The sequence below is a fragment of the Allobosea lathyri genome, from assembly GCF_900108245.1.
Taxonomy (GTDB): Bacteria; Pseudomonadota; Alphaproteobacteria; order Rhizobiales; family Beijerinckiaceae; genus Allobosea; species Allobosea lathyri.
The window spans coordinates 1-25,083 of sequence record NZ_FNUY01000002.1; the positions used below are offsets into that span (position 1 = coordinate 1).

24 protein-coding genes are annotated in these 25,083 nt (G+C 65.1%); 15 read left to right on the plus strand and 9 right to left on the minus strand.

The window, feature by feature from the left end; translation table 11 throughout:
• Positions 1–213: DNA translocase FtsK (locus C4S73_RS04420; RefSeq protein WP_280177570.1), on the plus strand; the 213-nt coding region annotated here is incomplete at its 5' end.
• A 128-nt stretch (positions 214–341) separates the two neighbouring features.
• On the opposite strand, the gene C4S73_RS04425 is transcribed toward C4S73_RS04420, so the two are convergent.
• The 6 genes from C4S73_RS04425 to C4S73_RS04450 form a co-directional block, all read right to left on the minus strand.
• Complete coding sequence (locus tag C4S73_RS04425; protein WP_103871304.1) at positions 342–758, minus strand: DUF1236 domain-containing protein; 417 nt, start codon at positions 756–758, stop codon at positions 342–344.
• A gap of 133 nt (positions 759–891) precedes the next feature.
• A complete protein-coding gene (locus C4S73_RS04430; protein WP_146071272.1) occupies positions 892–1,143 on the minus strand; it encodes a hypothetical protein in 252 nt (83 codons plus the stop codon).
• Between the two features lie 166 nt (positions 1,144–1,309).
• Positions 1,310–2,584, minus strand: coding sequence for an NAD(P)/FAD-dependent oxidoreductase (locus tag C4S73_RS04435; protein ID WP_103871805.1), 1,275 nt, complete (start codon positions 2,582–2,584; stop codon positions 1,310–1,312).
• Positions 2,585–2,634: 50 nt separating this feature from the next.
• Positions 2,635–3,756 carry an amino acid ABC transporter permease gene (locus C4S73_RS04440; protein WP_244595436.1) on the minus strand — a complete coding sequence of 374 codons (1,122 nt, stop codon included), beginning with the start codon at positions 3,754–3,756 and terminating at the stop codon, positions 2,635–2,637.
• Position 3,757: 1 nt separating this feature from the next.
• Positions 3,758–4,930, minus strand: coding sequence for an amino acid ABC transporter permease (locus C4S73_RS04445; RefSeq protein ID WP_103871306.1), 1,173 nt, complete (start codon positions 4,928–4,930; stop codon positions 3,758–3,760).
• A gap of 85 nt (positions 4,931–5,015) precedes the next feature.
• Positions 5,016–6,038 (minus strand): amino acid ABC transporter substrate-binding protein, encoded by a 1,023-nt coding sequence (locus tag C4S73_RS04450; RefSeq protein WP_200827949.1) that lies wholly within the window; start codon positions 6,036–6,038, stop codon positions 5,016–5,018.
• A 321-nt stretch (positions 6,039–6,359) separates the two neighbouring features.
• Here C4S73_RS04450 and C4S73_RS04455 point away from each other — a divergent pair, with 321 nt between their 5' ends.
• The 11 genes from C4S73_RS04455 (at position 6,360) to C4S73_RS04500 (ending at position 16,425) form a co-directional block, all read left to right on the plus strand.
• On the plus strand, positions 6,360–7,820 hold the full coding sequence (locus C4S73_RS04455) for an amidohydrolase family protein (RefSeq protein ID WP_103871807.1): 1,461 nt from the start codon (positions 6,360–6,362) through the stop codon (positions 7,818–7,820).
• Between the two features lie 117 nt (positions 7,821–7,937).
• On the plus strand, positions 7,938–9,119 hold the full coding sequence (locus C4S73_RS04460) for an acetyl-CoA C-acyltransferase family protein (protein ID WP_103871308.1): 1,182 nt from the start codon (positions 7,938–7,940) through the stop codon (positions 9,117–9,119).
• Positions 9,120–9,266: 147 nt separating this feature from the next.
• Positions 9,267–10,055: an enoyl-CoA hydratase/isomerase family protein gene (locus tag C4S73_RS04465; RefSeq protein WP_160115664.1), complete on the plus strand. Its 789-nt coding sequence runs from the start codon at positions 9,267–9,269 to the stop codon at positions 10,053–10,055.
• Positions 10,056–10,171: 116 nt separating this feature from the next.
• Entirely contained in the window at positions 10,172–10,372 is a 201-nt protein-coding gene (locus C4S73_RS28125) for a hypothetical protein (protein WP_160115665.1), read from the plus strand.
• Entirely contained in the window at positions 10,369–11,145 is a 777-nt protein-coding gene (locus C4S73_RS04470) for an SDR family NAD(P)-dependent oxidoreductase (RefSeq protein WP_160115666.1), read from the plus strand. Before C4S73_RS28125 ends, C4S73_RS04470 begins: the two co-directional genes overlap by 4 nt.
• Positions 11,146–11,158: 13 nt before the next feature.
• Positions 11,159–11,926, plus strand: a complete 768-nt coding sequence (locus C4S73_RS04475) for an SDR family NAD(P)-dependent oxidoreductase (RefSeq protein WP_160115667.1) — start codon at positions 11,159–11,161, stop codon at positions 11,924–11,926.
• A 4-nt stretch (positions 11,927–11,930) separates the two neighbouring features.
• Positions 11,931–12,779: a branched-chain amino acid ABC transporter permease gene (locus C4S73_RS04480; RefSeq protein WP_103871312.1), complete on the plus strand. Its 849-nt coding sequence runs from the start codon at positions 11,931–11,933 to the stop codon at positions 12,777–12,779.
• Complete coding sequence (locus tag C4S73_RS04485) at positions 12,776–13,780, plus strand: branched-chain amino acid ABC transporter permease (RefSeq protein WP_103871313.1); 1,005 nt, start codon at positions 12,776–12,778, stop codon at positions 13,778–13,780. The genes C4S73_RS04480 and C4S73_RS04485 overlap by 4 nt, the downstream gene beginning before the upstream one ends.
• The gene (locus C4S73_RS04490) at positions 13,777–14,487 is read left to right on the plus strand and encodes an ABC transporter ATP-binding protein (RefSeq protein WP_103871314.1); all 711 of its coding nucleotides are present in this window, start codon (positions 13,777–13,779) and stop codon (positions 14,485–14,487) included. The genes C4S73_RS04485 and C4S73_RS04490 overlap by 4 nt, the downstream gene beginning before the upstream one ends.
• Positions 14,487–15,182: an ABC transporter ATP-binding protein gene (locus C4S73_RS04495; protein WP_200827923.1), complete on the plus strand. Its 696-nt coding sequence runs from the start codon at positions 14,487–14,489 to the stop codon at positions 15,180–15,182. Before C4S73_RS04490 ends, C4S73_RS04495 begins: the two co-directional genes overlap by 1 nt.
• A gap of 67 nt (positions 15,183–15,249) precedes the next feature.
• Positions 15,250–16,425 carry an ABC transporter substrate-binding protein gene (locus C4S73_RS04500; protein WP_160115668.1) on the plus strand — a complete coding sequence of 392 codons (1,176 nt, stop codon included), beginning with the start codon at positions 15,250–15,252 and terminating at the stop codon, positions 16,423–16,425.
• Between the two features lie 81 nt (positions 16,426–16,506).
• Here C4S73_RS04500 and C4S73_RS04505 read toward each other — a convergent pair whose 3' ends face one another.
• The 3 genes from C4S73_RS04505 to C4S73_RS04515 are packed head-to-tail and all read right to left on the minus strand — an operon-like array spanning position 16,507 to position 21,686.
• Complete coding sequence (locus tag C4S73_RS04505; RefSeq protein ID WP_103871317.1) at positions 16,507–18,321, minus strand: acyl-CoA dehydrogenase; 1,815 nt, start codon at positions 18,319–18,321, stop codon at positions 16,507–16,509.
• Between the two features lie 7 nt (positions 18,322–18,328).
• Complete coding sequence (locus tag C4S73_RS04510; protein ID WP_103871318.1) at positions 18,329–20,452, minus strand: 3-hydroxyacyl-CoA dehydrogenase NAD-binding domain-containing protein; 2,124 nt, start codon at positions 20,450–20,452, stop codon at positions 18,329–18,331.
• Positions 20,453–20,465: 13 nt separating this feature from the next.
• The gene (locus tag C4S73_RS04515; protein WP_103871319.1) at positions 20,466–21,686 is read right to left on the minus strand and encodes an acyl-CoA dehydrogenase family protein; all 1,221 of its coding nucleotides are present in this window, start codon (positions 21,684–21,686) and stop codon (positions 20,466–20,468) included.
• A gap of 316 nt (positions 21,687–22,002) precedes the next feature.
• Here C4S73_RS04515 and C4S73_RS04520 point away from each other — a divergent pair, with 316 nt between their 5' ends.
• The 3 genes from C4S73_RS04520 to C4S73_RS04530 all read left to right on the plus strand — a co-directional run bounded on the left by C4S73_RS04520 (position 22,003) and on the right by C4S73_RS04530 (position 25,080).
• Positions 22,003–23,181 carry a thiolase C-terminal domain-containing protein gene (locus C4S73_RS04520; RefSeq protein ID WP_103871320.1) on the plus strand — a complete coding sequence of 393 codons (1,179 nt, stop codon included), beginning with the start codon at positions 22,003–22,005 and terminating at the stop codon, positions 23,179–23,181.
• A gap of 4 nt (positions 23,182–23,185) precedes the next feature.
• Complete coding sequence (locus C4S73_RS04525) at positions 23,186–23,605, plus strand: Zn-ribbon domain-containing OB-fold protein (RefSeq protein ID WP_103871321.1); 420 nt, start codon at positions 23,186–23,188, stop codon at positions 23,603–23,605.
• 77 nt (positions 23,606–23,682) lie between these two features.
• Positions 23,683–25,080: a phenylacetate--CoA ligase family protein gene (locus C4S73_RS04530; RefSeq protein WP_160115669.1), complete on the plus strand. Its 1,398-nt coding sequence runs from the start codon at positions 23,683–23,685 to the stop codon at positions 25,078–25,080.
• Positions 25,081–25,083: the final 3 nt, after the last annotated feature.

Here is a 25,083-nt window from a genome sequence, read left to right on the forward strand (position 1 = left end):
AGCGAGGACCCTTACGACCAGGCGGTCGCGGTGGTCCTGCGCGACAAGAAGGCCTCGACCTCCTACATCCAGCGCCGCCTGCAGATCGGCTACAACCGCGCCGCCTCGATCATGGAGCGGATGGAGAACGAGGGCATCGTCGGCCCCGCCAACCACGCCGGCAAGCGCGGGATCCTCGTCGAGACCGGCCGCGCCCGCGAGGATGAGGATTGAGGTGCTGCGCCCTATCGCCTGCGCGTCGGCAACGCCGCCTGTCTGTGTCGTTGGCACAAGCGTCAGCGGTGATCATGGCACGCAATGGGCCCGCCCCTTGCGGAGCGGGCCCAACCGCAAATTTCAGGTCAGTTGATGATCTGAACGATCCGACGCGTCTTGGGTTCGACCAGGACGGTTCGGTTGTTGACGACGGTGTAGCGGTACTGGGTTTCGCCGAATTCGCGCGGAACTTCGCGATAAGTTACGCCCCTTTCCGGCAGCACCGCTCCCACTGCGACCGGCTCGGCGTAGGTGTAGGACGGAACGCGCTGTTCGACGACATAGCTCTGGAAGCGCGGGGTCTGATCGCCGATAATACCGCCGACAACCGCACCGCCCACGCCGCCGACCACCGCGCCTACGGGACCGCCGACGATCGCGCCGCCAACTGCGCCTGTCGCCGCGCCACCAGCTGCGCCGCCCTGCGCCCCTTGAGGGTTCTGCGCGAAGGATGTCGCCGGAATCAGTGCAAGAACGGTCACAAGAGCAAGTTTCTTCATCATGATCGGTCTCCTTTTAGATGACAGAACTTGCAGCAAAACGATATCGGCGCAAAAAGGTTCCCCGCATGAGTTTCAGGGCGCATTTCTCATTCGCCGACAGCAGTCGAGCAACCTGTCGCGGAGTTGCTTTTGCCTAGATGTCGCTTTGCGCAATACCTAGTTTTTGCCAGAGCTGCGTCTTGTCGAGGCATGAGACGTCATACGTCACTTGCTTGCCTTTCAACTCCGCGCGCGTGGCGAATTGCCTGGTCATCGCCTTCGTTATGTCATCGATCCGGGATTCGCATGATTCGAGAGTTGTAAAACCCATGTCGCTGATCCGAGAAGCCGTGCATGTCGGCTCACCTGATACGCAGGCCATAATGAGCATCGTAAAGGCATCCATGAATTCACTCCCGAAGCAGCGCTGAACCAGGGACCTCAATCCGGTCAAATGTGACGCTTCATAGTTACCCTGGGGTTACCGAAGCACCGGATGTGCTTGCGAGCAAAATCCAGGCCAGTACGCGTGAGCGGCTCCGCTGCTGGCGCGGTCGAGGAGCGACTGCGCATCAGCGCTCGCGCAGCCAATCCATCATCTGATAGCGCCAATAGGTCGCCTGCACCGCGACGGTGCCGAATACGCCACCGTTCCAGACAAGACCGAAGGGCGCGAACAGCCGATGGCGATCGCTGGTCTGCAGAATGCCCTCGGCAACGACGCGACCGCCAATCGCCGTGGTGTTCAGTCCGTGGCCGCCGAAGCCGAGGCAATGCCAGACATGCGGGCTGAGCTGGCCGATCTGCGGCATCAGATGGCGCGCATAGGACATCAGGCCCGACCATGCGATCTCGACCTTCAGCCCTTCGAGCTCGGGATAGGTCGAGATCATCGTCCGGCGCAACAGGGCGGCGAGGTCATGCGGCTCGCTCGTGCGGGTGGTGATGCGGCCACCCCAGAGCAGACGCTGCCCGCCATCGATGAGACGGTAGTAATCCCCGGCCCGGCGGTCGTCGCTGACGGCTGCGCGCGTGGCGACGGCCTTGCCGATCAGCTCGGGTGCCGCCTCGGTCGTCAGCACATAGGTCGCGATCGGCAACTGGCTCGCGCGCAGTTTTGGCACGATCGTGTCGGTGTAGCCGCCACAGGCGAACACCACCTGGCGCGCGCGCACCTCGCCCGATGCGGTGACGAGACGTTTCTGAGGACCGGCGAGTTCTGCCGAGACGACCCGCGATCCCTCGACGATACGACCGCCCCGCATTTCAATGGCGTCCGCCAGGGCGCGTGCATAGTTCAGCGGATGAATATGGAAGGAGTGCGGGTCGAACAGCGCCTGATGGTATTTCGAGGAGCGCAGGACGTCGCGAACCTGTTCCGTCGGCCAGAAATCGACGCCGTGACCGTGGTCCTCCGCCAGCCGGTCGCGGGCCCGCTTGAGGCTGTCGCCGCTGTCATATCTGACGACGCCGATCTTGCCGGGCCGCGGGTCGGCACTGCCGATATCGAGTTCGCGGATGTTGTCGGAGACGATGCGCATGCCTTCGATCGAAAGACCGTAGAGTTCGCGTGCTTTCGCTTCGCCGATGGCAGATGCGATCGAGGCATGGCTGCGCGCATAGCCCGGCCCGACAAAGCCGCCATTGCGGCCCGATGCCCCCCAGCCGACCGCCTCGGCCTCGAGTACGATGACCGAGCGCCTTGCCTGCGCAAGCTCATAGGCGCAAGTGAGGCCGGCGAGCCCGCCGCCGACGATACAGACATCGACTTCGGAGCGGCCCTGCAGCGGGAGCCTGCCCTTGGTCGTGGCGGCCGTGCGGGCATAGAAGGTATCGGGATAGGTCAGCATGGTGCCCGGCAAGGCCCTTGTCGGAAGGAGAGGCGAGGCAGCCCGGCTCAATGTGCCGGACTGCGATCATGATCGGTCTTGAGTCGTCGCTCGAGGAAGCGGCTATAGGACCCCATGCCGTAGCTGAACAGGGCATAGACCAGCGCAGCGAAGACATATCCCTCCATCACCGCGATACCCTGCCAGTTCGGGTCGCGCAGCGACGCACGGACGGTGTCGAGGAAGTCGAGCAGGCCGATGATGGTGACCAGCGTGGTGTCCTGGAAGAAGCCGATGAAAATGTTGACCAGCGGCGGAATCACGATCTTCAGCGCCTGCGGCAGGATGATCTTGCGCATCGACAGCCAGTAGCCGAGGCCAAGCGCCGCGGCCGCCTCGTGCTGGCCCTTCGGGACCGCCTGCAGCCCGCCCCTGACCGTCTCGGCGATATAGGCCCCGGCGAAGATGATGATCGCGGTCTGCGCCCGCAGGAGTTTGTCGACGGTGATGCCATCGGGCATGAACAGCGGCAGCATCACCGAGGCCATGAACAGGATCGAGACCAGCGGCACGCCGCGGACGACCTCGATGAAGATGATGGCGATGACCTGGATGGCCGGCAATTTCGAGCTGCGCGCCAGCGCCAGCACCACGCCGAGCGGAAAACCGAACGCCAAGCCGACCGAGGACAGCATGAAGGATAGCGGCAGGCCACCCCAATTGGTGGTGCTGACGACGGGCAGGCCGAACACGCCGCCATACATCAGCGCGCCGCAGATCACCGGCACGGCCAGCCAGAGCCATAACAGCCGCCGCGACCAGAAACGCGGGATCATCGAGACGATCATCGCGCCGAGGAACAGCGCGACCGCAAGCGCCGGTCGCCAATGCTCGTCGTAAGGGTAGAAGCCGAAGATCATGAAGCGCAGCTTCGCCGCCAGGAAGGGCCAGCAGGCGCCGGACCCGGCCTTGCAGGCTTGCGGCCCGCCTTCCAGCACCGCGCGCGTCACGAGCCAGCCCCAGGCGGCGGTGAGCAGGCGATACATCAGCCACAGGCAGGCGAGCGTGATCACGGCGTTCATCGGCGTGCCCAGGAAGGGCTTCACCCGGGCTGTCAGCGCGCGCCCGCGCGGCGGCGGCAGATCCTCCCGCGCCAGGTTGAGTGTCTCCATTTCCGCGACGCTGGCCATCTCAGCGCTCCACCAGCGCGACGCGGGCATTGTACCAGTTCATGAACAGGGAGATCGTGATCGACATGCTCAGATAGACCAGCATGAAGATGGCGATGCCCTCGATGGCCTGACCCGTCTGGTTCATCGTGGTGTTGGACACCATCACGAGGTCGGGATAGCCGATGGCGATGGCGAGTGACGAATTCTTGAAAGTCGACAGATAGGAACTGGTGAGCGGCGGCACGATCACGCGCAGCGCCTGCGGCAGCACGACGAGCCGCATGGTCAACCTGTCGCGCAACCCGACCGCGCGCGCGGCCTCCCATTGGCCGCGCCCGACTGAAAGAATGCCGGCCCGCACGACCTCCGCGATTCCAGCCGAGGCGGACAGGCCAAGGCCAACCAGCAGCGCCGTGAACTCCGGAGTGACCTGGACACCGCCGGTGATGCGGAACCGGCCTTTTTCCGGCCAGTTGACCACGAGATCGGGCTGAAGAAGCAGGATCGCCAGCAGGGGAGGTCCGAGAAGCGCTACGAGGATGAGCGGCCATGCAGTCTCGCTTTGCCCGGAGGCGACGCGCCTGCGGCGCAGCATCGAGGCCGTGAAGAACCCCAGTACGATGCCCAAAATCACAGCGACGAGCACGCCGGTATGCGCCGGCGACCAGCGCAGCGACGGAACGATCAGTCCGCCATTGCTGAGGAAGACCTCGGGCAAGGGCTGCCACGCCTCGCGCACGGGCGGGAACACCGCAACGATCAGCGCGTACCACAGGAACAGGTAGAGCAGCAGCGGCACGTTGCGCAGCGCCTCGACATAGATCAGCGCGAGGAAGGCCAGCAGCGGATTGCGCGACAGCCGGGCGATGCCGACAAGCAGCCCGAGCAGCGTCGAAAGCGTGACCGCGAAGATCGACACCCAGATCGTGTTGAAGATGCCGACGAGCAGTGCCCGCGCGTAAGTGTCGCTGGAATCATAGCTGATGAACGACTGGCTGATGACAAAACCAGCGGGCCGCGAGAGATAGGCAAAGCCGGTGGCGATGTTCTGCTCGGCCAGTTTGCGCGAGACGTTGCCGAACAGATAGAGCCCGACGCCGACGACGAATGCCACGGCGACGACCTGGTAGAGCACGGCGCGCACGCGCACATCGTAGAGCAGCCGCACCGGACTGGATGCAGAGGAAGCCATCGAGCTGTTCCAGGCTGGAGGGCCGCCGGCAACGGAGCGCTGCCGGCGGTCTCAGGTCAAACGAGGGAACGCACGCTGGCTATGATCACCGGAATGGTGGCGAGTAGAGCAGGCCGCCCTTGTTCCAAAGCTGGTTTGGGCCGCGGGTGAGGCCCAGCGCGGTCTTCTCGCCGAGGCTGCGCTCGAAGATCTCGCCGTAATTGCCGTTCTGCTTGATGATGTTATAGGCCCATTTGTTGTCGAGATTCAGCATCTTGCCGAGATCGCCGTTGACGCCGAGCATGCGCTGGACCTCGGGATCCTTGCTCTTCAGCTGCTCGTCGACATTGTCCTTGGTGACGCCATATTCCTCGGCCGCGATCAGCGTGTTGACCGACCAGGAGACGATGTCGCGCCAGTTGCTGTCGTTCTGGCGAACGACGGGCGCGAGCGGCTCCTTCGAGATCGTTTCCGGCAGGATGATGAACTGCTTGGGATCGTTGGCGACGGCGCGCACCGAGGCGAGGTCGGAACGGTCGGTGGTGATGACGTCGCAGCGGCCCGAGAAGAAGGCGTTGCGCCATTCATTGTTGTCCTCGAAAACCACCGCCTCGTATTTGATGTTGCGCGGCTTGAAATAGTCCTCGAGGTTCTGGAGCGTCGTCGTTCCCGGCAGCAGGCAGATCGCAGCCTGCGACAGCTCCGAGGCGTTCTTGACGCCGAGCTTGGTCGAAACCATCAGACCCTGCCCATCGTAGAAAACGATCGGCGCGAAATCGAGACCGAGCGAGTTGTCGCGCGAAAAGGTCATGGTCGTCTGGCGCGAGAGCACGTCGATCTCGCCCGATTGCAGCGCCTGGAAGCGGATATTGGTGTTGAGTGGGACGAACTCGACCTTGTCGGGGGCTCCGAAGACAGCGGACGAGACTGCACGGCAAACATCCGTGTCGAACCCCTGCCGCACGCCCTTGTCGTCGGCATAGGAATAACCGGCCGAACTCGGGGACACCCCGCAAAGCAGCTTGCCCCGCTTCTTGACGGTATCGAGCGTCGCCTGTGCCGAGGCTGGCCCCGCGAAGACGGCAAATACGGCGGCAGCGATACCAAGCGCAGCAATTTTAGTGATCATCTTCGGCATTGTTCACTCCCCTGGGCCCGCCTTTTTTCCGGCGTGTGGAAGCGAGCCTATTGACGGCCGAAAACAACTTCAAGTGTCCTGGCTTGCACGGTCGTCATGCGGTGGAACCCCGTTCCATCTACACCGGCAAGGTGCTGCAATCTTCTGTGAAGACCGGGCGCCAGCAAGGGAATCCATCGCGAGCATTGCCAAACCAGATCGTCACTGAGGATTCTCGGAATCCGCAGTAAACCGATACTTTCTTCTGCAAGGGCCGGCGACGAATGCCGTTCCGCAATAAACGAATGGGGCAGGAAACGAATGGGTCAGGACATGAACAACGACCAGGGGCAGGTCACGACGACGGTCATCCGGAATTGCGACTGGATCGTCGCTTGGGACGCCGCCACATCATCACATGTCTATCTGGAGAACGCGGATTTCGCCTTCGCCGGCAACGAGATCATCCATGTCGGGCCGGGCTACCCGGGAACGGCGGAGGTCGAGCAGGACGGCCGGGGCGTGATGCTCATGCCCGGCTTCGTCAATATTCATAGCCATCCGGGCCATGAGCCGGGCTGGAAGGGCATGCTGGAGGAGTTGGGGAGCAGGCGCCTCGGGCAGAGCTCGCTGTACGAATTCATGCCGGTGTTCAATATCGGTCCGAAATACGCACGCCATGCCTGCCGGGTGGCGATCTCGGAACTGCTGCGCAGCGGCGTGACCACCATCTGCGATCTCGCAGCGCCTCGCGAGGATTGGGTCGGCGATTACGAACCAACGGGCATTCGCGCCGTTCTCTGGGCCATGCATCGCTCGGGCGCCTGGCGGACTCGCAACGGGCATTCCGTCGAGTACGATCTGGACACCGAGCGGGGCGACCGGCTGATGCTGGAGGCCATCAAGGTGGCCGACGACGCGAGCAAGCATCCCAGCGGGCTGATCAGCGGCTATTTCGGCCCGGCACAGATCGACACCTGCACTGAGGGCCAGATCATGGGGGCTCTCGAAGCCGCGCGGGAGCGGGGCCAGCCTATCCAGATCCATGCCGCACAGAGCATCGTGGAGTTCCAGGAAATCGTCCGCCGCACCGGCTGCACGCCGATCGAATGGCTCGAGAAGATCGGCGCGCTCGGTCCCGACACGGTGATCGGGCACTGCATCTTCCTCAACGACCATCCATGGCTGCATTGGCCGCAGGGCAATGATTTCCAGCGGCTGGTCGAGAGCGGCGCGCAGGTCGCCCATTGTCCCGTCGTCTTCGCGCGCCGGGGCATCGCGCTGAATACGCTCGCCCGCTATGTCGATGCGGGGATTCCCGTCGGCATCGGCACCGACAGCTTTCCGCACAACATGCTGGATGAGCTGCGGATGGCTTGCTACGCCGGCCGCATCGTTGCGGGCAGCTTCACCGCAGCGCCGACGTCATACGCCTTCAGCGCCGCGACCCATGTCGGCGCAGACATCATTCGCCGGCCCGATCTCGGCCGCCTGGCCGTCGGCTGCAAAGCCGATTTCTCCATCGTCGATATGGGCAATCCCTATATGCAGCCGGATTACGACCCGATCCGCAGCATCGTCTATTCCGCGAATGATCGCGCGATCCGCGACGTCTACGTGGACGGTCGGCAGGTCGTCGCCAACGGCCAGCTGCTTCACTTCGACATCGGGAACGATATCGAGATGCTTCGTCAGGGGCAGCGGGACGTCATCAAGACGGCAGCTGAGCGGGATTGGGCCGGACGGCAGATCGAGGAGCTCACACCTCGCGTCTACGCGATTAAAAAGAGCTGATTGCCCTCCGCTGCGTGCGCATACAGCAAAGCTGTTGATTGTCCGACAACCCGACATTAATGTCGGCCGTGTCGCAATCGACGCGCATGCCCTTGCGCAAACGTTACGGAGTGATCGATGACCGAGGTCTTCATCCTGGCTGCCCAGCGCACCGCCATCGGCACCTTCGGTGGCGCGCTGAAGGACATCGCGCCGGCCGAACTGGCGAGCACGGTCGTGAAGGCGGCGATGGAGCGCAGCGGAATCGCATCCCAGCAGGTCCAGCATGTTGCCTGGGGTCAGGTCATCCAGACGGAGCCGCGGGACGCTTATATTGCCCGCGTGGCCGCCGTGAACGGCGGCATTCCGGTCGAAACTCCGGCATTCACGGTGAACCGGCTGTGCGGCTCGGGCCTGCAGGCCGTGATTTCGGCCGCGCAGACGATTTTGCTGGGGGATGCCGATGTCGCGCTAAGTGGAGGCTCGGAGAGCATGAGCCGGGCTCCCTTTCTGTCGCCATCCATGCGTTGGGGCGTCAAGATGGGCGACGCGCCGATGGTCGATATGCTCGACGGGGCGCTGCGAGACCCCTTCGGCCGCATCCTGATGGGCGTGACTGCGGAGAACGTCGCCGCGCGCTACAATGTCGACCGCGAGGCACAGGATGCTCTGGCGGTTGAAAGCCATCGTCGCGCCTCGCACGCGATCAGGGAAGGCCGCTTCAAGGAGCAGATCGTCGGCATCGAGATCAAGACGCGTTCCGGCCCGGTCAGCTTTGTCGAGGACGAGCACGTCAGGCATGACGTCAAGGCCTCCGATCTCGCGGGGCTGCGCACCATCTTCAGGAAGGATGGCGGCTCCGTCACGGCCGGAAACGCATCGGGCATCAATGACGGCGCGGCGGCGATCGTTCTTGCCGGGGAGGAGGCGGTTCGGCGCAACGGGGCAAGGCCACTCGCGCGGCTTGTCGCCTACGCCCATGCCGGTGTCGAGCCGGACTATATGGGCATCGGCCCGGTTCCGGCGACACGCAAGGCCTTGGCGAAGGCCCGGCTGACCGTGCGAGATCTCGACGTGATCGAGTCGAACGAGGCCTTCGCGGCCCAGGCCTGCGCGGTCGCCCGCGAGCTCGATTTCGACCCGGCTGTCGTCAATCCCAATGGCAGCGGCATCTCGCTCGGCCATCCTGTCGGTGCGACAGGCGCGATCAATGTCGTCAAGGCCGTGCACGAATTGCATCGGACGGGCGGTCGCTACGCGCTCGTCACGATGTGCATCGGCGGTGGCCAGGGCATCTCGGCCATCTTCGAACGCGTCTGAGGCCGCATCGCTCCCGCGGCGGGCGCAATAATCCCGCGACGCGCGCCTGCACTCTCTTGATCGGGGAACGGGCTGATGTTAGCGTCTTCTTTGTCGGACAAGTGGACAGTTGGTTCGAGGCGAATGCTCTCTCAGGATGATACCCTGTTGAACGAAGGCGAGAATGTCAGGCTGGAGCGATCCGGCGGCCATGTCCGCTTGTCGTTCCAGCGTGCGGAGAAGCTCAACCCGCTGGACTGGGCGACGGTCCGCGAGCTGAAGCAGGCTGTCGAAACCATCGAGGCCATGCCCGATGTCTTCGTCGTCAGCATTATCGGCAGCGGCCGCAGCTTCTCGGCGGGTGGCGATCTCGACGGCTACCTGAAGCTCTATCGCGAACCCGCGCAGTTCTCCCGCTTCCTGGAAGATTTCTTCGCGATGCTGGCTGGTATCGAGAGTTCCCGGAAAATCTATGTCGCGCTGATCAACGGCGTTTGCGTCGCCGGCGGGCTCGAATTGCTGCTGGCCTGCGATGTTGTGCTCGCGGCGGATACCGCGCGGATCGGGGACGGCCACCTCAATTTCGGCCAGCTTCCGGGTGCCGGCGGCTCGCAACGCCTGCCGCGCGCGATCGGCATGCTGCGCGCCAAGCATCTCATGCTGACCGGGCAACTGCTGAGTGCGGCAGAAGCGCGGGAGATTGGGCTCGTCAATGAGGTCGTGCCCCATGCCGAGCTTGAACAGGCGCTCGACCGGCTCATCGAGAAACTGGCGGATAAGAGCCGGGTCGGCCTGGCCTCGGCCAAGCATCTCGCCAACAAGACGCTGACAACCGACCTCGAGGCTGGTCTGCGCTACGAGATCGATTTTGTCTTGAACTACGCGACCACGGTGCCGGACGCGACAGAGGGTTTGCTTGCCTTCAAGGAGAAGCGCAAGCCGTCCTATCAGAGCTGAATATCGGGCGGTCGCGCGGCTCGCGCGGCGGGCCCTGGCGACAAAATGATGTGAGAAGGCCCGGGCGCGGTTAGAGCCGCGCGACAAGAGGCCGATGATTGGGAAGGAAGCTGCCGATGGGCGATGAGCGTCGCCATGAGAGCCGTCCTGAGGACGAGCATGCGATTCTGATCCGCATGCTCGCCGATGCAGAGCGGCTGTGCCGGACCACCGACCCGCTGCTGTGCGGGCAGGCTGCGCAATTGCGCGGCCGCATCGCCGCCATGCTCGAGATCGCAACGCCACCGGCTGTCCTGCTCGCGGAGGCGCGCTCGTGAACGGCCGACTTCAGGGCAAGGTCGCGCTGATCACCGGGGCTGGTTCCGGTCTCGGCAAGGCCGTCGCGCAGCGCTTCGCGGCAGAGGGCGCGCGGGTCGTCGTCACCGATATCGCCGACGAAGCCGGCCGTGCCGTCGCGGCCGGGATCGGCGAGGCCGCTGCCTTCATTCACTGCGACCACACCGTGAGCGAGCAGTGCAATCAGGCCGTCGCCTTCGCGCTGGACCGTTTCGGCGCGCTCGACATCCTGCACAACAATGCCGGCGGCCCCTTTACCGGCAGCTTCGAGACGATCGACGACGAGTTGATGGAACGCGTGCTGCGCGTCAATCTCGTCGGCGTGTTGAAGATGACCCGCGCCGCACTGCCGGCGCTGCGCCAGAGCGCTACAGGCAATCCCGCGGGGGCTTGCCTGCTCTTCACCTCGTCGTTGCAGGGGCTCAAGGCAAAGCCGAATTTCAGCCTCTACACGGTCGCCAAGCACGGCATTGTCGGTCTGGTGCGCAGCCTGGCGCTGGAACTCGCGCCGCAGAACATTCGCGTCAACGCGATCTGCCCGACCGTGACGGAAACGCCGATGCTCCAGGCCTTCCTGCCGGGCATGGCGAATGACCGGGACGAGGCGATGAAACGCTTCCGCTCCACCATTCCGCTCGCTCGCATGCCGGAGCCGGAGGATATCGCGGCAGCCGCCTTGTTCCTTGCCTCCGACGAGGCGCGTGTCATCACCGGCGTCGCCTTACCGGTCGATGGCGGGCAGATGGCGATGTGACCGGGCCATGTCCATGAAATCGCAACCCTTTAGCCTCGAAGGTCTCGCGGCGGTCGTCACCGGCGGTAGCGGCGGCATCGGTTCCGCCGCGGCGCAGGCCATGGCTGAGGCCGGCGCGGATATCGCCGTGATCGGCCGCAACCGGGCCAAGCTCGAACGCACGGCGAAGGCCGTCGAGGCGGCGGGCCGGCGCTGCCTCATCGTTGAAGGCGATGTGACCGACGAAAACGCCGTACAGGCCGCGCGCAAAGCGGTCGTTGCGGCCTTCGGCCGGGCCGATATCCTGTTCAACAATGCCGGCGTCACCTCTCCGAAGCTGCTCGCGGAGACGTCGCTGAGCGAATGGCGGGAGGTCGTCGACGTCAGCCTGACCGGCGCCTTTCTGTGCTCGCGCGCGTTCGCGCCGGTCATGGCTGAGAACGCCTATGGCCGCATCATCAATATGGGATCGATCCTGTCGGGGAGAGGCATGGCGAACCGCACGGCCTATTGCGCCGCCAAGGCCGGGCTCGCCAATTTCGGAGCGGCCATGGCTTTCGAGCTGGGCCACCAGGGTGTCACGGTCAACACGGTCGGCGCCACCGTGATCGTCACCGATCTCAATCGCGAGCTGATCCGCACGCAGCCCCAGCTCTACGACAAGGTGCTGTCGCGCTCAGCAATCGGGCGGCTGGGCGAGGTCGACGACGTCACCGGCCTCATCGTCTTCCTGGCGTCCCGCGCCGCTTCCTACATCACCGGCCAGACCATCTATGTCGATGGCGGCTATACCGCAGGCTAGGCGAATGGCGATCCAACTCCTCAACGGTGTCGTCTATGGCGGCTTGCTCTATCTGCTGGCGGTCGGCCTCGTGCTGATCTTCGGCTTGCGCGAGGTGGTGAATTTCGCCCATGGCGCTCTGTTCATGCTCGGGTCTTATGTCGGCTACACCTTGGCCGCTTCCGGGCAGTGGTGGCTGGGCCTGCTGGTCTCGGTCGTCTTCATGGCGGCTGTCGGCTGCGTTCTCGACGCCCTGGTCTTCCGCAGCCTGCGCAAGCACGACCATATCGTCACCGTGCTGATCACCTTCGGGCTGCTGCTCATCCTCGAGACCGTGGTCACCGTCACCTGGGGCAAGGCCTATCTGAGCTATCCCGTGCCCAAGCTGCTGGCCGGCACCGTCGAGATCGCCGGCTCGCCATTCCCGATCTACCGGCTCTTCATCATCGCCGTCAGCCTGCTGGTCGCCGCTGGTCTGGCGGCCTGGCTGCGCTTCACGCGGATGGGGCTTTATGTCCGCGCCGCCAGCACGAATGCCCATGTCACCTCGATCCAGGGCATCGACGTCGACCGGCTCAGCCTCGTCGTCGTCGGGCTCGGCACCGCGCTGGCCGGCCTTTCGGGCGTGGTCGCCGGACCGCTGCTGACCCTGTCGCCAACAATGGGCAACTACATCCTGATCGATTCCTTCATCGTCGTGGTCATCGGTGGGCTCGGCAGCTTCGGCGGCGCCTTCATCGCGGCCCTGCTGATCGGCCAGATCCACAATCTCGGCGCGATCTATCTTCCCTGGGCTGCGACCATGCTGCCCTTCCTGCTGATGATCGGCATCCTGATCTGGCGGCCAACGGGTTTTGCGGGGTCGCGGACATGACCTCTGTCGTCGACAAGGCCGCACCCGCCAAAAGGCCGGCCATGCCAGGAACGGCGCGGATTCTGGGCTTCGCCGCGCTGGCGCTCGCTCTGGGCGTCGCCATGCCCTGGCTTGTCTCATCCAAGCTGACGCTCTCCCTGACGACGCAGGCCATCGTCGACGCCCTGCTCGCGACAAGCGTCGGCTTCCTGGTCCTGCAGAACGGACGCGTCAGCTTCGGCCAAGCGGCGTTCTTCGGACTTGGCGGCTATGCCTTCGGTGTTCTCGTCGCGCGCCAACTGGTGGCGCCGGAACTTGCGCTCCTTCTCGCGCTCGCGCTGCCGACGCTGGTCGCCTTCCTGCTCGGCCTCGTCTTCGCGCGAATCGCCGGTGTGGCTCATGCCATGCTGACGCTCGCGGTTGGCCAGGCCTTCTATGAGATCGCCTTCCGTTGGCGCGAGCTGGCCAAGGGCGATGACGGCATGTCGTTCGATCTGCCGCCGCGCATCTTCGGCTTTGCTTCGAGCTCGCTGCAGGACCCCGCGGTGATGGTCGTCGTCGCTTGGTCGGCCCTGGTTCTGGCGCTCGCCGGGCTCGCTTTGTTCGTCAACAGCCGCATCGGACAGATCGCCGCCGCCGTGCGCGACAATGAGGAACGGGCGCGTTTCATCGGCCACGATACCGCCATTCCGCCTGCGGTCGTCTATGCCATCGCGGCCTTCCTGGCGGCACTCGCCGGTGTGCTGCAGGCGACCTATAACGGCTATATCGCGCCGCAGATGTTCCACTGGAGCCTGTCGGGAACGGCCTTGATCATGGCTGTCGTCGGCGGCGCCCAGTTCATCGTCGGCCCGGCGATCGGCGCCGTGTGCTTCTTCTTCCTCAAGGATTTCGCCGGTCGCTTCGCCGAATTCTGGCCGGCGATCGTCGGCACCGTCCTCGTCGCCGTCACGCTTCTGATGCCCCAGGGCATGGTCGGGCTGGCGTTCCGGCTCTGGGCCGCGCGGCGGAGCAAGCCATGAGCGCGAGCATCGCGATCCAGGGCCTCGGCGTCGAGCGGCGCTATGGTGGGTTCCGCGCCCTGAAGGGCGTCGACATCGCCGTGAAGCGCGGCGAGATCCGCGGCCTGATCGGGCCCAATGGCGCCGGCAAATCAACGCTGATCGACGTGCTGTCGGGCCGCGTGCGCGGGCAGCCGGGCAAGGTTCTGCTGGACGGCAAGGATATCTCCGCCCTGAAGCCGCAGGAGCGCCGCCGGCTTGGCCTCGCACGTTCCTTCCAGCGCACGAACATCTTCCCGGCTCTCAGCGTCGAACAGCAATTGCGCATCGCCTCCTGGGCGGTGACCGATGCCGGAATCGAGGAGGTGATGGCCGAGCTCAACCTCACGGCCCTGGCGCGGACGCCTGCCGCCGAGATCAGCTATGGCGATCAACGCCGCCTCGACCTCGCTCTCGCGCTGGTCGGACGCCCGAGCGTCCTGCTGCTCGACGAGCCGGCCGCCGGTCTCACTGTCGAGGAATCGCACGGGCTGGCGACGATCCTGCGCGATCTCGCCAATCGCTGGAACGTCACGGTGCTGCTCGTGGAGCACGACATGCAGGTCGTCTTCAGCATCTGCGACGGCATCACCGTGCTGCATCTCGGCCAGACGCTCGCCGAGGGCGGTGTCGCGGAAATTCGCGCCGACAAGCGCGTCGTCACGGCCTATCTCGGAACGGAGGCGTGATGTCGCTGCTCTCCTTTCACGACGTCCATGCGCTCTATGGGCAGGCCCGCATCCTGAACGGCGTATCGTTCGATATCGGCGCCGGCGAGCGGGTCGCGCTTGTCGGGCGCAACGGCGTCGGCAAGACCACGGTCGTCAATACGTTATGCGGCGTCACGCGCATCGAGCGCGGCCATGTCGCGATTCGCGGCAAGGCGATGCGCGATCTCCAGCGCTATACCGCCGCGCAGAACGGCATCTCGGTCGTGCTGCAGGGACGCGGCATCATCACCAACCTGACGGTCGAGGAGAACCTCCTGCTCGGCGCGGCGACCGGCCGACGTGGCCCCTGGTCGCTTGCATCGGTCAAGCAGCTGTTCCCGATCCTGGAGGAGCGCAAGGCGAGCCTCGGGCTCGCGCTCAGCGGCGGCCAGCAGCAGATGCTGGCGATCGGCCGCGCGCTGATGGCGAACCCTGACCTGCTCATCCTCGACGAGCCCAGCGAGGGGTTGGCGCCGGTCATCGTCGACGAACTCGCCGAACTCCTCGTCAGGCTCGGCAATGACGGGATGGGCATCCTGCTGATCGAGCAGAGCGTCGGGCTGATCAGGCGCGTCGCCGAGCGGTTCTATGTCCTGTCCAAGGGGGCCGTCGCCGCTTCGGGCCCGCTTGCCGATATCGGGGCGGAGGAGTTTCAGCAGCACATCGCGATCTAGCCAATCCGTCACAGAAACGGGGCGAACAACGCCGCAATCAAGTTCAATCCCAGGGAGGAACGAAGACATGTCCAGGACAATGATGATGACGGGCCTTGCTCTGGCCGCCGCACTTTCGGCTGCGGGCGCCAGAGCCGCCGATCCGCTCAAGATCGGCGTCGCGACCGATCTTTCGGGCACCTATGCGTCGCTTGGCGACGAGGTGATGCGGGCGACCCGCTTCGCCATCGACGAGGCCAATGCAGCCGGCGGCGTCGACGGGCGCAAGGTCGAATTCAAATCCTACGACACCGAAGCCAAGCCCGACCTCGCCCGCCGCCAGGTCGAGAAACTGGTGATGGAGGGCTATCCGGTCGTGACCGGCATGATCGCTTCCGGCGAGGGGCTGGCGATCGCGCCGCTGATGGAGCGCTGGGGCTCGATCTACATTTCCGTCGTCAACAAGGCCGACGAACTGACCGGCGCCAACTGCGCCAAGCGCGTCTTCCGCGTCAATACGCAATCGGCCATGGACGCCGCGACCGTGAAGCCGTGGCTGAAGGAGCGCAAGGAGAAGAAATGGGCGGTCGTCGCTATCGACATCGCCTGGGGCCGGGGCTCGGCGACGCTCTTCTCCGAAGCCGTGAAATCGACCGGCAAGGAGATGGTCGCGGAACTCTTCCCGCCGGCCAACACCAACGATTTCGCGCCCTATATCGAGCAGATCAAGAAGGCCGGTGCCGAGGGCGTCTGGGTCGTGCTCGCAGGGCGCGACGCCATCAATTTCGCGCAGCAGTCCAAGCAGTTCGGCCTGACCGACGCGATCACCGTGGCCGGCGTGAGCTTCACCACGGACGGCACGGTCAAGACCTTGGGCGACGCCGCCAAGGGTGTCTTCGGCATCATCAATTACTCGTCGACGCTCGACACGCCGGAGAACAACAGCTTCGTCAAGGCCTGGACCGAGAAGTACAAGGTGCCGCCGACCAATTTCGAGGGCGAGGCCTATCTCGGCTACCAGGTGCTGTTCCAGGCGGTGAAGGACGCCAAGAGCGTCAAGACGGACGACATCGCCAAGGCTTTGCCGGGCAAGACCTATGACACGATCATGGGCAAGCTCGTGATGCGCGCCGAAGACCGCCAGCTCCTCAAGCCGAACTATTTCGGCGTGGTGGAGATGGTGAATGGCGAATTGCGGCCTGTGGTCAAGACGACCGTCAGCGCTGCCGACGTCGCGCCGGCGGTGGCCTGCAAGGTGAATTGAGCCGGCTCACAGCAAATGAAAAGGCCGGGACGCTGTCCCGGCCTTTTTATTTGGCGCCACTGCTAATGTTGGTCTTTGTCTTCAGAATTCGTCGAGCGGCATCAGGCCCGCCGTCGTGTTGAGGCTCGCGACGAAGGCGAATTGCTGCTGTGCCTTGGGGAGTTCGGCCTCGAAGAAACAGCGGCAAGCCCTGAGCTTCCCGCGCGCGAAACTGTCCTGCTCGTCAAGTTTAGCGGTGACCGCGCAGGCCTGATCCAGCCAGAGCCAGGCGACGACGACATGGCCGAAGCCGGAGAGGAAGACCGAGGCGTTGATCAGGGCCTGAGCCGGGTCATCGAGCGAGGCGAGCACGGCGATCGTCGCGCGCGCCTCGGCCCAGCCTTCGCGCAGCCTGACGGCGAGGTCGGCGAGCCGCGCGTCATTTTCGGCTTTGGCGGCCGTCTGCTCGATTTTTGCTTCCAGCAGCTCCAGCGCCTGCTCGCGATCGCGCAGGATCTTGCGGCCCAGCAGATCGATGGCCTGGATGCCGTGCGTGCCCTCATGGATCGGGTTGAGGCGGTTGTCGCGATAGATCTGCTCGACGTCGAAATCGCGCGTATAGCCGTAGCCGCCATGGATCTGGATCGCCAGATCGTTGGCGGCAAGGCCGAATTCGGAGGGCCAGCTCTTGGCGACCGGGGTTAGCAGGCCAAGCAGCGCTGTGGCGCGAGCCTGCTCCTGGGGCGTCGTGGCGGTCGTCTCCTGATCGATCAATTCGGCACAATAGAGGATGAGCGCCAGCGCGCCCTCGGCATAGCTCTTCTGGGCCAGCAGCATCCGGCGCACATCGGCATGTTCGATGATCGGCCGCTGTTTGGCCGCCGGGTCCTTGCTCTCACCTATCAGCGGACGCCCCTGCGGCCGCTCGCGCGCATAGCCGAGCGACTGGCGATAGCCGCGCACGGCCAGCGCAGCCGCACCGAGACCGACCGAAATGCGCGCCTCGTTCATCATCTGGAACATCAGCGCGAGCCCGCTGCCGGCCTCGCCGATACGGTAGCCTATGGCGCCGGCGGCCCCGGCCGGCCGATGCCGCGTCCCCTCGCCGAAGTTCAGCAGGCAATTCGTCGTCCCGCGATAGCCCATCTTGTGGTTGAGACCGGCGACGGCGATGTCGTTGCGCGTCCCGTCCGGCAGGATTTTTGGCACGGCGAAGAGCGAGATGCCGCCGACCCCGGGCAAAAGTGCACCGGACGCGTCAGGGATTTTGGCGAGGACGAGGTGGACGATGTTCTCGGAGATGTTCTGGTCGCCGCCCGAAATCCACATCTTCGAACCCGAAAGCCGGTAGCGCGGGCCGAGCGCGTCGGCCCCATCGGGCACCGCCCGGGTCGTGATGTCGGCCAGCGACGAGCCGGCCTGCGGCTCCGACAGGCACATGGTGCCGAGCCAGCGACCTTCGATCTGGGGCAGGGCGAAGGTTTCGATCTGGGCGGGCGTGCCGAAGGCGCAGAGGAGGCGGGCATTCGCCGTGGTCAGCATGACATAGGCGGCTGTCGCGATGTTCGCCGCCATGAAATGCGCCATCGACGCTGTCTGCACGAGCTTGGGCAGTTGCAGCCCGCCGACCTCGCTGGCGAAATCGCTGGCGAAGAGGCCCATTTCGGCCGCGGCCGTCAGCGCCTGCTTGATTTCGGGGATGACACGAACCGTTTCACCGTCCAGCACCGGCTCGTTCTGGTCGGCCTTCTTGTAATGCGTCGCGAAGCGGGACGCGGCGAGCTTCGCGCTGACATCGAGGACCGCGTCGAAAGTCTCGCGCGAATGCTCCGCGAAGCGCGGATGTCGCGTCAGCCGCTCGGCATCGAGCCAGTCATAGAGCAGGAAGGCAAGGTCGCGCTCGTCGAGATAGCTCATGCAGCCCTCACGCGCCCTGGCGTTCGCGATCGAGATCGCCGAAGCTTCTGCCGCTTTCCGCCAGTGCCGCCAGCAGCGGCGCGGGCGTCCAGTTGGCGTCGCCGCCGGCATGAAGCGCCAGGATCTCCTGATGGATCGCCTTGAGCCCCACCATATCGGCCCAGAACATCGGCCCGCCGCGCGCGGCCGGGAAACCCACGCCCTGCGTATAGGCGACGTCGATATCCCCGGCTCTTTGCACGGTGCCATCGGCCAGCGCGAAAGCGCCTTCGTTGACGATGGCATAAAGGGCGCGCTTGACGATCTCTTCATCGGAAATAGCGCGCCGGGCTAGGCCCAGCCGGGCCGACTCCGCCAGGATCATCGCCTCGACGGCAGGATCGTCCTCCTTCTGCCGCCCGCCGGCGGCATAGCGATACCAGCCGGCTCCGGTCTTGGAGCCAAGGCGTCCCTGCTCGACGAGGAGGTCGGCCAGGCGCGAATAGCGCATCGCCGGGTTCCAGTCCTTGAGCTGGCGCTGGCGAACATGCCAGGCGACGTCCTGGCCGGCCATGTCGAGCATGGTGCAGGGTCCCATCGCCAAGCCGAAGCCCGTCAGGGCCTTGTCGACTTGCGCGGGCAGGGCGCCTTCCTCCAGCATCAGGTCGACCTGGCGCAGATAGGGATAAAGCAGCCGATTGGCGAGGAAGCCGTCGCAGACGCCGACGACGACAGGTGTCTTGCCGACCTGCCGGGCGAGCCGGATCACCGTCGCCAGGACCTGCGCATCGGTCTCATCGGCCCGGACGATCTCGAGCAGCCGCATGACATGCGCCGGGCTAAAGAAATGCAGGCCAACCACATCTGCAGGCCGCGAGGTCGATCGCGCGATGACATTGACGTCCAGTGCCGAGGTGTTGGTTGCGAGGATCGCGCCCTGCTTTGCCAGCTTGTCGAGTTCGGCGAAGATCGCCAGCTTGACCGCCATCTCCTCGAACGCCGCCTCGATGATGAGGTCGGCATGCGAGAGGGCCGGCATATCGGTTCGCCCGGTGATATCAGCCAGTCGCTGCTGCGCTTGCGACGTTGAGAGATCGCCCTTCGCGACGGCGCGATCGTAGACGTCCCGGATGCGTTTCAGCCCGCGCTCCAGCGCCGTCGGGTCGCGCTCGATCAGCGTCACCGGGAAACCGGCATTGGCAAAGACCATCGCGATGCCGGAGCCCATCGTGCCGGCGCCGATAACGCCGACCGTCTCGATAGCGCGCGCTCTCGTAGTCTTGTCGACGCCGGGAGCATTGGCAGCCGCGCGCTCTGCGAAGAAAAGATGTCGCAGCGCGCGCGAGGCCGTCGATGCCATCAAGCCGAGAAACAGCCTGCGCTCCTGCGCGAGCGCTTCGGGGAATGGCAGCTGGATCGCGCCGGCCATGCTGTCGAGCGCCGTCCGCGACGCTTCCGCATGCGGGCTTTTCGCCGGAATGGCGGCGCGCGCCGTCTCGATCGCCTCGGCAAGCCCCGAGAGAGGAGGGCGCTTGGCGGTCGCGGTCTGTCCGGAGGCGGCGAGCTTGGCGATCAACTCCAGCGCCGCGGCCATCACGTCCGGGCCGAGGCGGTCGACGATGCCGGCCGCCAGGGCTTCTGCCGCGGCGAGTGTCCGGCCGCTGGCGATCATGTCGGCTGCGATCATGGGCTGTGCGATGCGCGACAGGCGCTGTGTCCCACCACCGCCGGGCAGAAGCCCGAGCTTGACCTCGGGCAGGCCGATGCGGGCCGTATCATCCGCGACACGGCCATGACAGGCCAGCGCCAGTTCGAGCCCGCCGCCGAGAACGGCCCCGCGCAGCGCCGCGACCACGGGAACGGGCGAGGCCTCGATCGCGGCATGGACATCGTTCGGATCGGGGGCTGTCGGGTCGAGCCCGGAATCGAATTCCTGGATATCGGCCCCGGCCGAGAAGTTGGCGCCCTCGCCGGCAATCACCACGCCGGTGACGCCGTTGATGACGGAGCGCGACAGTGCGGCCACGAGATCGCGACGCACATTGGCGCTGAGGCTGTTCACCGGGGGATTGGCGATCGTGAGGATGGCGATGGTGCCGGCCATATCCGTGCGGACGGAGGCCGAAGAGGTGACAGAGGCGGAAGAGGTCATGCCGGTTCGTCCTTCACCAGGCCCAGAGATTGGTCTGCTTGGCCAGTTCGAGGCGGGCGATCTGGTCGATATGGACCTCGTCGGGCCCATCGGCGAGCCGCAGGGTTCGGGCGAGCGCCCAGCCTTCCGCCAACCCGAAATCGCCGCTGACGCCACCGCCGCCATGGATCTGAATCGCCCGGTCGAGCACGGCCTGTGCCATGCGCGGCGCGACGACCTTGATCATCGCAATCTCGGCGCGGGCCGCCTTGTTGCCGACAGTGTCCATCATATGGGCGGCACGCAGCGTCAGCAGCCGCGCCTGCTCGATTTCCATCCGGCTCTGGGCGACCGCCTCGCGCAGCATGCCCTGCTCCGCGATGGGCTTGCCGAAGGCCACGCGGTCGCGGGCGCGCGCTACCATCGATTCCAGCGCCCGTTCCGCCAGCCCGATCGCGCGCATGCAGTGGTGGATGCGCCCCGGCCCGAGCCGGCCCTGCGCGATCTCGAAGCCGCGCCCCTCGCCGAGCAGCATGTTGTTGGCCGGCACCCGCACATCGGTGAAGGTGATCTCGAAATGTCCGTGCGGCGCATGATCGTAGCCGAACACGGTGAGCGGGCGCACGAGTTCCACGCCGGGCGTATCGAGCGGCACGAGGATCATCGACTGGCGCCGGAACGGCTCGGCATCCGGGTGCGTCAGCCCCATGAAGATCAGGATCTTGCAGCGGCGGTCGCCCGCTCCCGAGGTCCACCATTTGCGGCCGTTGATGACGTAGTCGTCGCCATCGCGGATGATGCGCGAGGTGATGTTGCGCGCGTCGGAGGATGCGACCTGCGGCTCGGTCATCGCGAAACCGGAGCGGATTTCGCCGGCCAGGAGCGGTTCGAGCCAGCGCGCCTTCTGCTCGGGGGTGCCGTAGCGCGCGAGCACCTCCATGTTCCCGGTATCCGGCGCGCTGCAGTTGAACACTTCGGCCGCGATCGGCGAGCGCCCCATGATCTCGCAGAGCGGCGCGTATTCGAGATTGCTCAGCCCGGCGCCGCCACCGTGATCGGGCAGGAAGAGGTTCCAGAGGCCGGCTGCTTTCGCCTTCGCCTTCAACGCTTCCATGATCGGCGGCGAGGTCCAGCGGTCTTCGCTGCCGGCCGCCTGATCGAAATAGACGCGTTCATTGGGATAGACGGCCTCGCTCATGAAGGCGCGCAGCCGCGAGATCAGGTCGCTCACTTTCGGGGAATGATCGAAATCCATCGTCCTGCACTCCGCTGTGGACCTGATGTCCGCGATCATCCCTATCCGATGTCGCTTTGTCGGACAATACAACAAAGATTGGCAACGCTATTCTGGGCCGATGAGAAGCGCGAATTCTCTTTAAGTATATGAAAATGAATGATTTATTTGATGCTCTGGAAAGGTTTAAGGCCTTCCGCGTAATGGCCGCGCGGCCTGACGAGGTCTTGCTATCTGTCCGGTTGTCGGGCAAAGATCGATCAACGGAGCGCTCGCGGCGCTCTGCTCCGGCGGTGAGGCGCGAACCGTTCCGCGCCCTTTCAGACGAAGGCAAGTCATGGGATCCGCTCGCAAATCGGCTTATGCGCTCAAGGACAAATACGCGATCGTCGGCATCGGCACGACGGACTACTCGGCCAATTCCGGCCGGACGGTTCGTGCTCTCGCCATCGAGGCCTCCGCTAACGCGATCGCGGATGCGGGGCTGAAGCCCGCCGATATCGACGGCATCGTCAGCTACAACTTCAACGACTCGGCGCCCGCGATCGCGGTGGCGACCGGGCTCGACATTCCCAATGCCGGCTATGCGGTCGATTTCCTGGCCGGCGGCAATGCTGCCAACCTGATCGTCCTGTCGGCGGTCGCGGCCATCGAGGCCGGGCTGGCCGACACCGTGGTGTGTTACCGGGCCATGAACGGCCGCTCGGGCTTCCGGCTCGGCGGCGGTCGCGAGTTCCGGGCGCTGGGGCCGACCCAATTCACCGCCCCCTTCGGTTGGATCACCTACCCCCAGGCGATGGCGATGTGGTGCCGGCGCTATCAGGTTGAATATGGGCTGACGCCCGAGCAGCTCGGCAATGTCGCGGTGACGCTGCGCGAGAACGCGGTGCTCAATCCCCGTGCGATGCAGCGCAAGCCGATGAGCATGGATGACTATCTCGCCTCGCGCATGATCGTCGATCCGTTCCGCCTCTACGATATCTGCCTGGAAACAGACGGCGCCTGCGCCGTCGTCGTGACCACCGCCGAGCGCGCCAAGGACATGAAGCAGAAGCCGGTCTACATCATGGGCGGGGCCTATGGCGGCGGCCCGCAGCAGGGCGACGACCTGTTCGACTGCATTCGCTGGCCCGACCACTCCAAGAACTACAGCCACTATATCGCGGACGATCTCTGGCGCAGCGCCGGTATCGGCCCGAAAGATGTCGATGTCGCCGAGATCTACGACTGCTTCACCTACAGCATCCTGATGCAGCTCGAGGGCCTGGGCTTCTGCGGGCTCGGCGAAGCCGGCAGCTACATCGCCGACGGGCACATCCGGCGTGACGGCAAGCTGCCCGTCAACACCCATGGTGGCCTCCTCTCGGAAGGTTACATCCATGGCTTCAACCATGTGATCGAGGCGGTCGAGCAATTGCGCGGCCAGTCCGGCCCGCGGCAAATCGCCGATGCGGAGATCGCCCTCACCACCGCAGGCGCCATGACCTGCGGCAGCGCAATGATCCTGAGGAGGTAGGGTGATGTCGTCGGCCGAAACCTACGAGAAGCCGATCCCGGTTCCCGATCCCGATACCGCACCGTTCTGGGCCGGCTGCCGCGAAAACCGGCTGCTGATCCAGCATTGCGAGGCCTGCGGACACAATCAGTTCCCGCCGAGCAATCTCTGCGCCCATTGCGGCGCAGGCGGTCTGTCCTGGAAACAGGCCTCGGGGGCTGGAAAGGTCTTCAGCTGGATCGTGGTCCGGCACCCCGTGCCCAAGCCGGTCTACGCGCAGGACGTGCCTTACGTTGTTGCGCTGGTGGAGCTTGCCGAGGGCGTGCGGATGCCCTCCAACATCATCGGCTGCTCGCCCGAGGATGTGGTCGCGGACATGCCGGTCAAGGTCACCTTCAAGCAGGTGACGGACGAGGTCGTCCTGCCATTGTTCGAGCCCGCCTGAGCGGGCGAATGGATTGGGGCGATGCGAGGCAATCGCACGCCCTCGAGTTTTGCGGGAAACGTCACGGAACGAAGGCGATGAACTCCTCCTCCGCCATTATCGCGCGCATGGGCGCGCTCGGCCGCGACGAGATGCAGGCGCTGCAGCTGGCCAAGCTGCGGCGGCAGCTCGAACGGCTGCAGGCCAGCAGCGGCTTCTATCGCCATAGGTGGGAGAAGGCGGGAATGCGCCCGCAGGATATCCGCTCGTTGGCGGATCTCCGGCGGATTCCCACCATGACCAAGGCCGATTGCCTCGCCGACCAGAATGAGCACGCGCCCTTCGGCAGCCGCCTCGGCATTGCCCGCGAGGATGTCGCGCTCATCTGCATGACCGGCGGAACGTCGGGGCAGGGGCAGGAACTCTACGGCCGCTCGCAGCGCGACCTCGTCATGCAGGGCTATTTCCATCAATTGCCCTGGCATATCGTCGGCCTGCGCCAAGGCGATATCGGCCTCAACTGCGTGCCCTCGGGCGGGCTCACCACCGGTGGCTGGGGGCCGACCGAAGGCTTCCGCGCAGCCGGCGCGTTGCCGCTGACCGTCGGCGGCACGATGAGCACCGATGCCAAGATCGACCTGATGTGCCGCTTCGGCGAGATCCATTTCATCTATGCCTCCACCAATTACCTGCACACGCTGACGGAGGCCTTGCGTCGGCGCGGCATCGACCCGCGCAAGCAATTCCCGACGATGAAGGCCCTTTTCATTGCGGCGGAGGGATATCCGGTCGAATGGGCGCTGCAAGTCCAGGAATTCTGGGGCGCCAAGCTGCATGAAGGCTATGGCAGTACGCAGGGCGCGGGCTTCATCTGCTCGACCGGCGAACAGGGCGTGGTCGCACCCGACGGAAGCCGCGCGCCGATGCAGTGCTTCGACTGGCATGTTCTCGTCGAGGTGCTCGACCCCGAGACCGACGAGCCGGTCAGGGAAGGCGAGTTCGGCGAGGTGGTGCTGACCAATCTCGACATCGAGGGCTCGGCTGTCGTGCGCTTCCGCACCCGCGACCGGGTGCGGCTGCTGCCGCTGGCTTCTGCCGCCAATGGCCGCGCCTGGACCTGCATCGAGAGCGGCACGATCGGCCGCTACGACGACATGATGAAGATCCGCGGCAACAATGTCTGGCCATCGGCCGTCGATCTCGCCGTTTTCGCCCATCACGAGGTCGCCGAATACATCGGCAGTGTCTTCGTCGATGAGCGCGGACGCACCGAGGTTCTGGTGAAGATCGGGCTGAAGCCCGAACATGCCGCCGGTAGCGAGAAGGAGCGCGCCGCAACGCTCCGGCGCATTCAGGCCGCGATCAAGGAACGCACCAACGTGTTGATGAAGACGGTCGAGGTTCCGCGCGACGAGTTGCCCTTCTTCGAGAACAAGGCCAGGCGCTGGAAGGACGAACGCCCCAGCGGCTACCAGCTCGCCGACAAGGCTTCGTGAGGC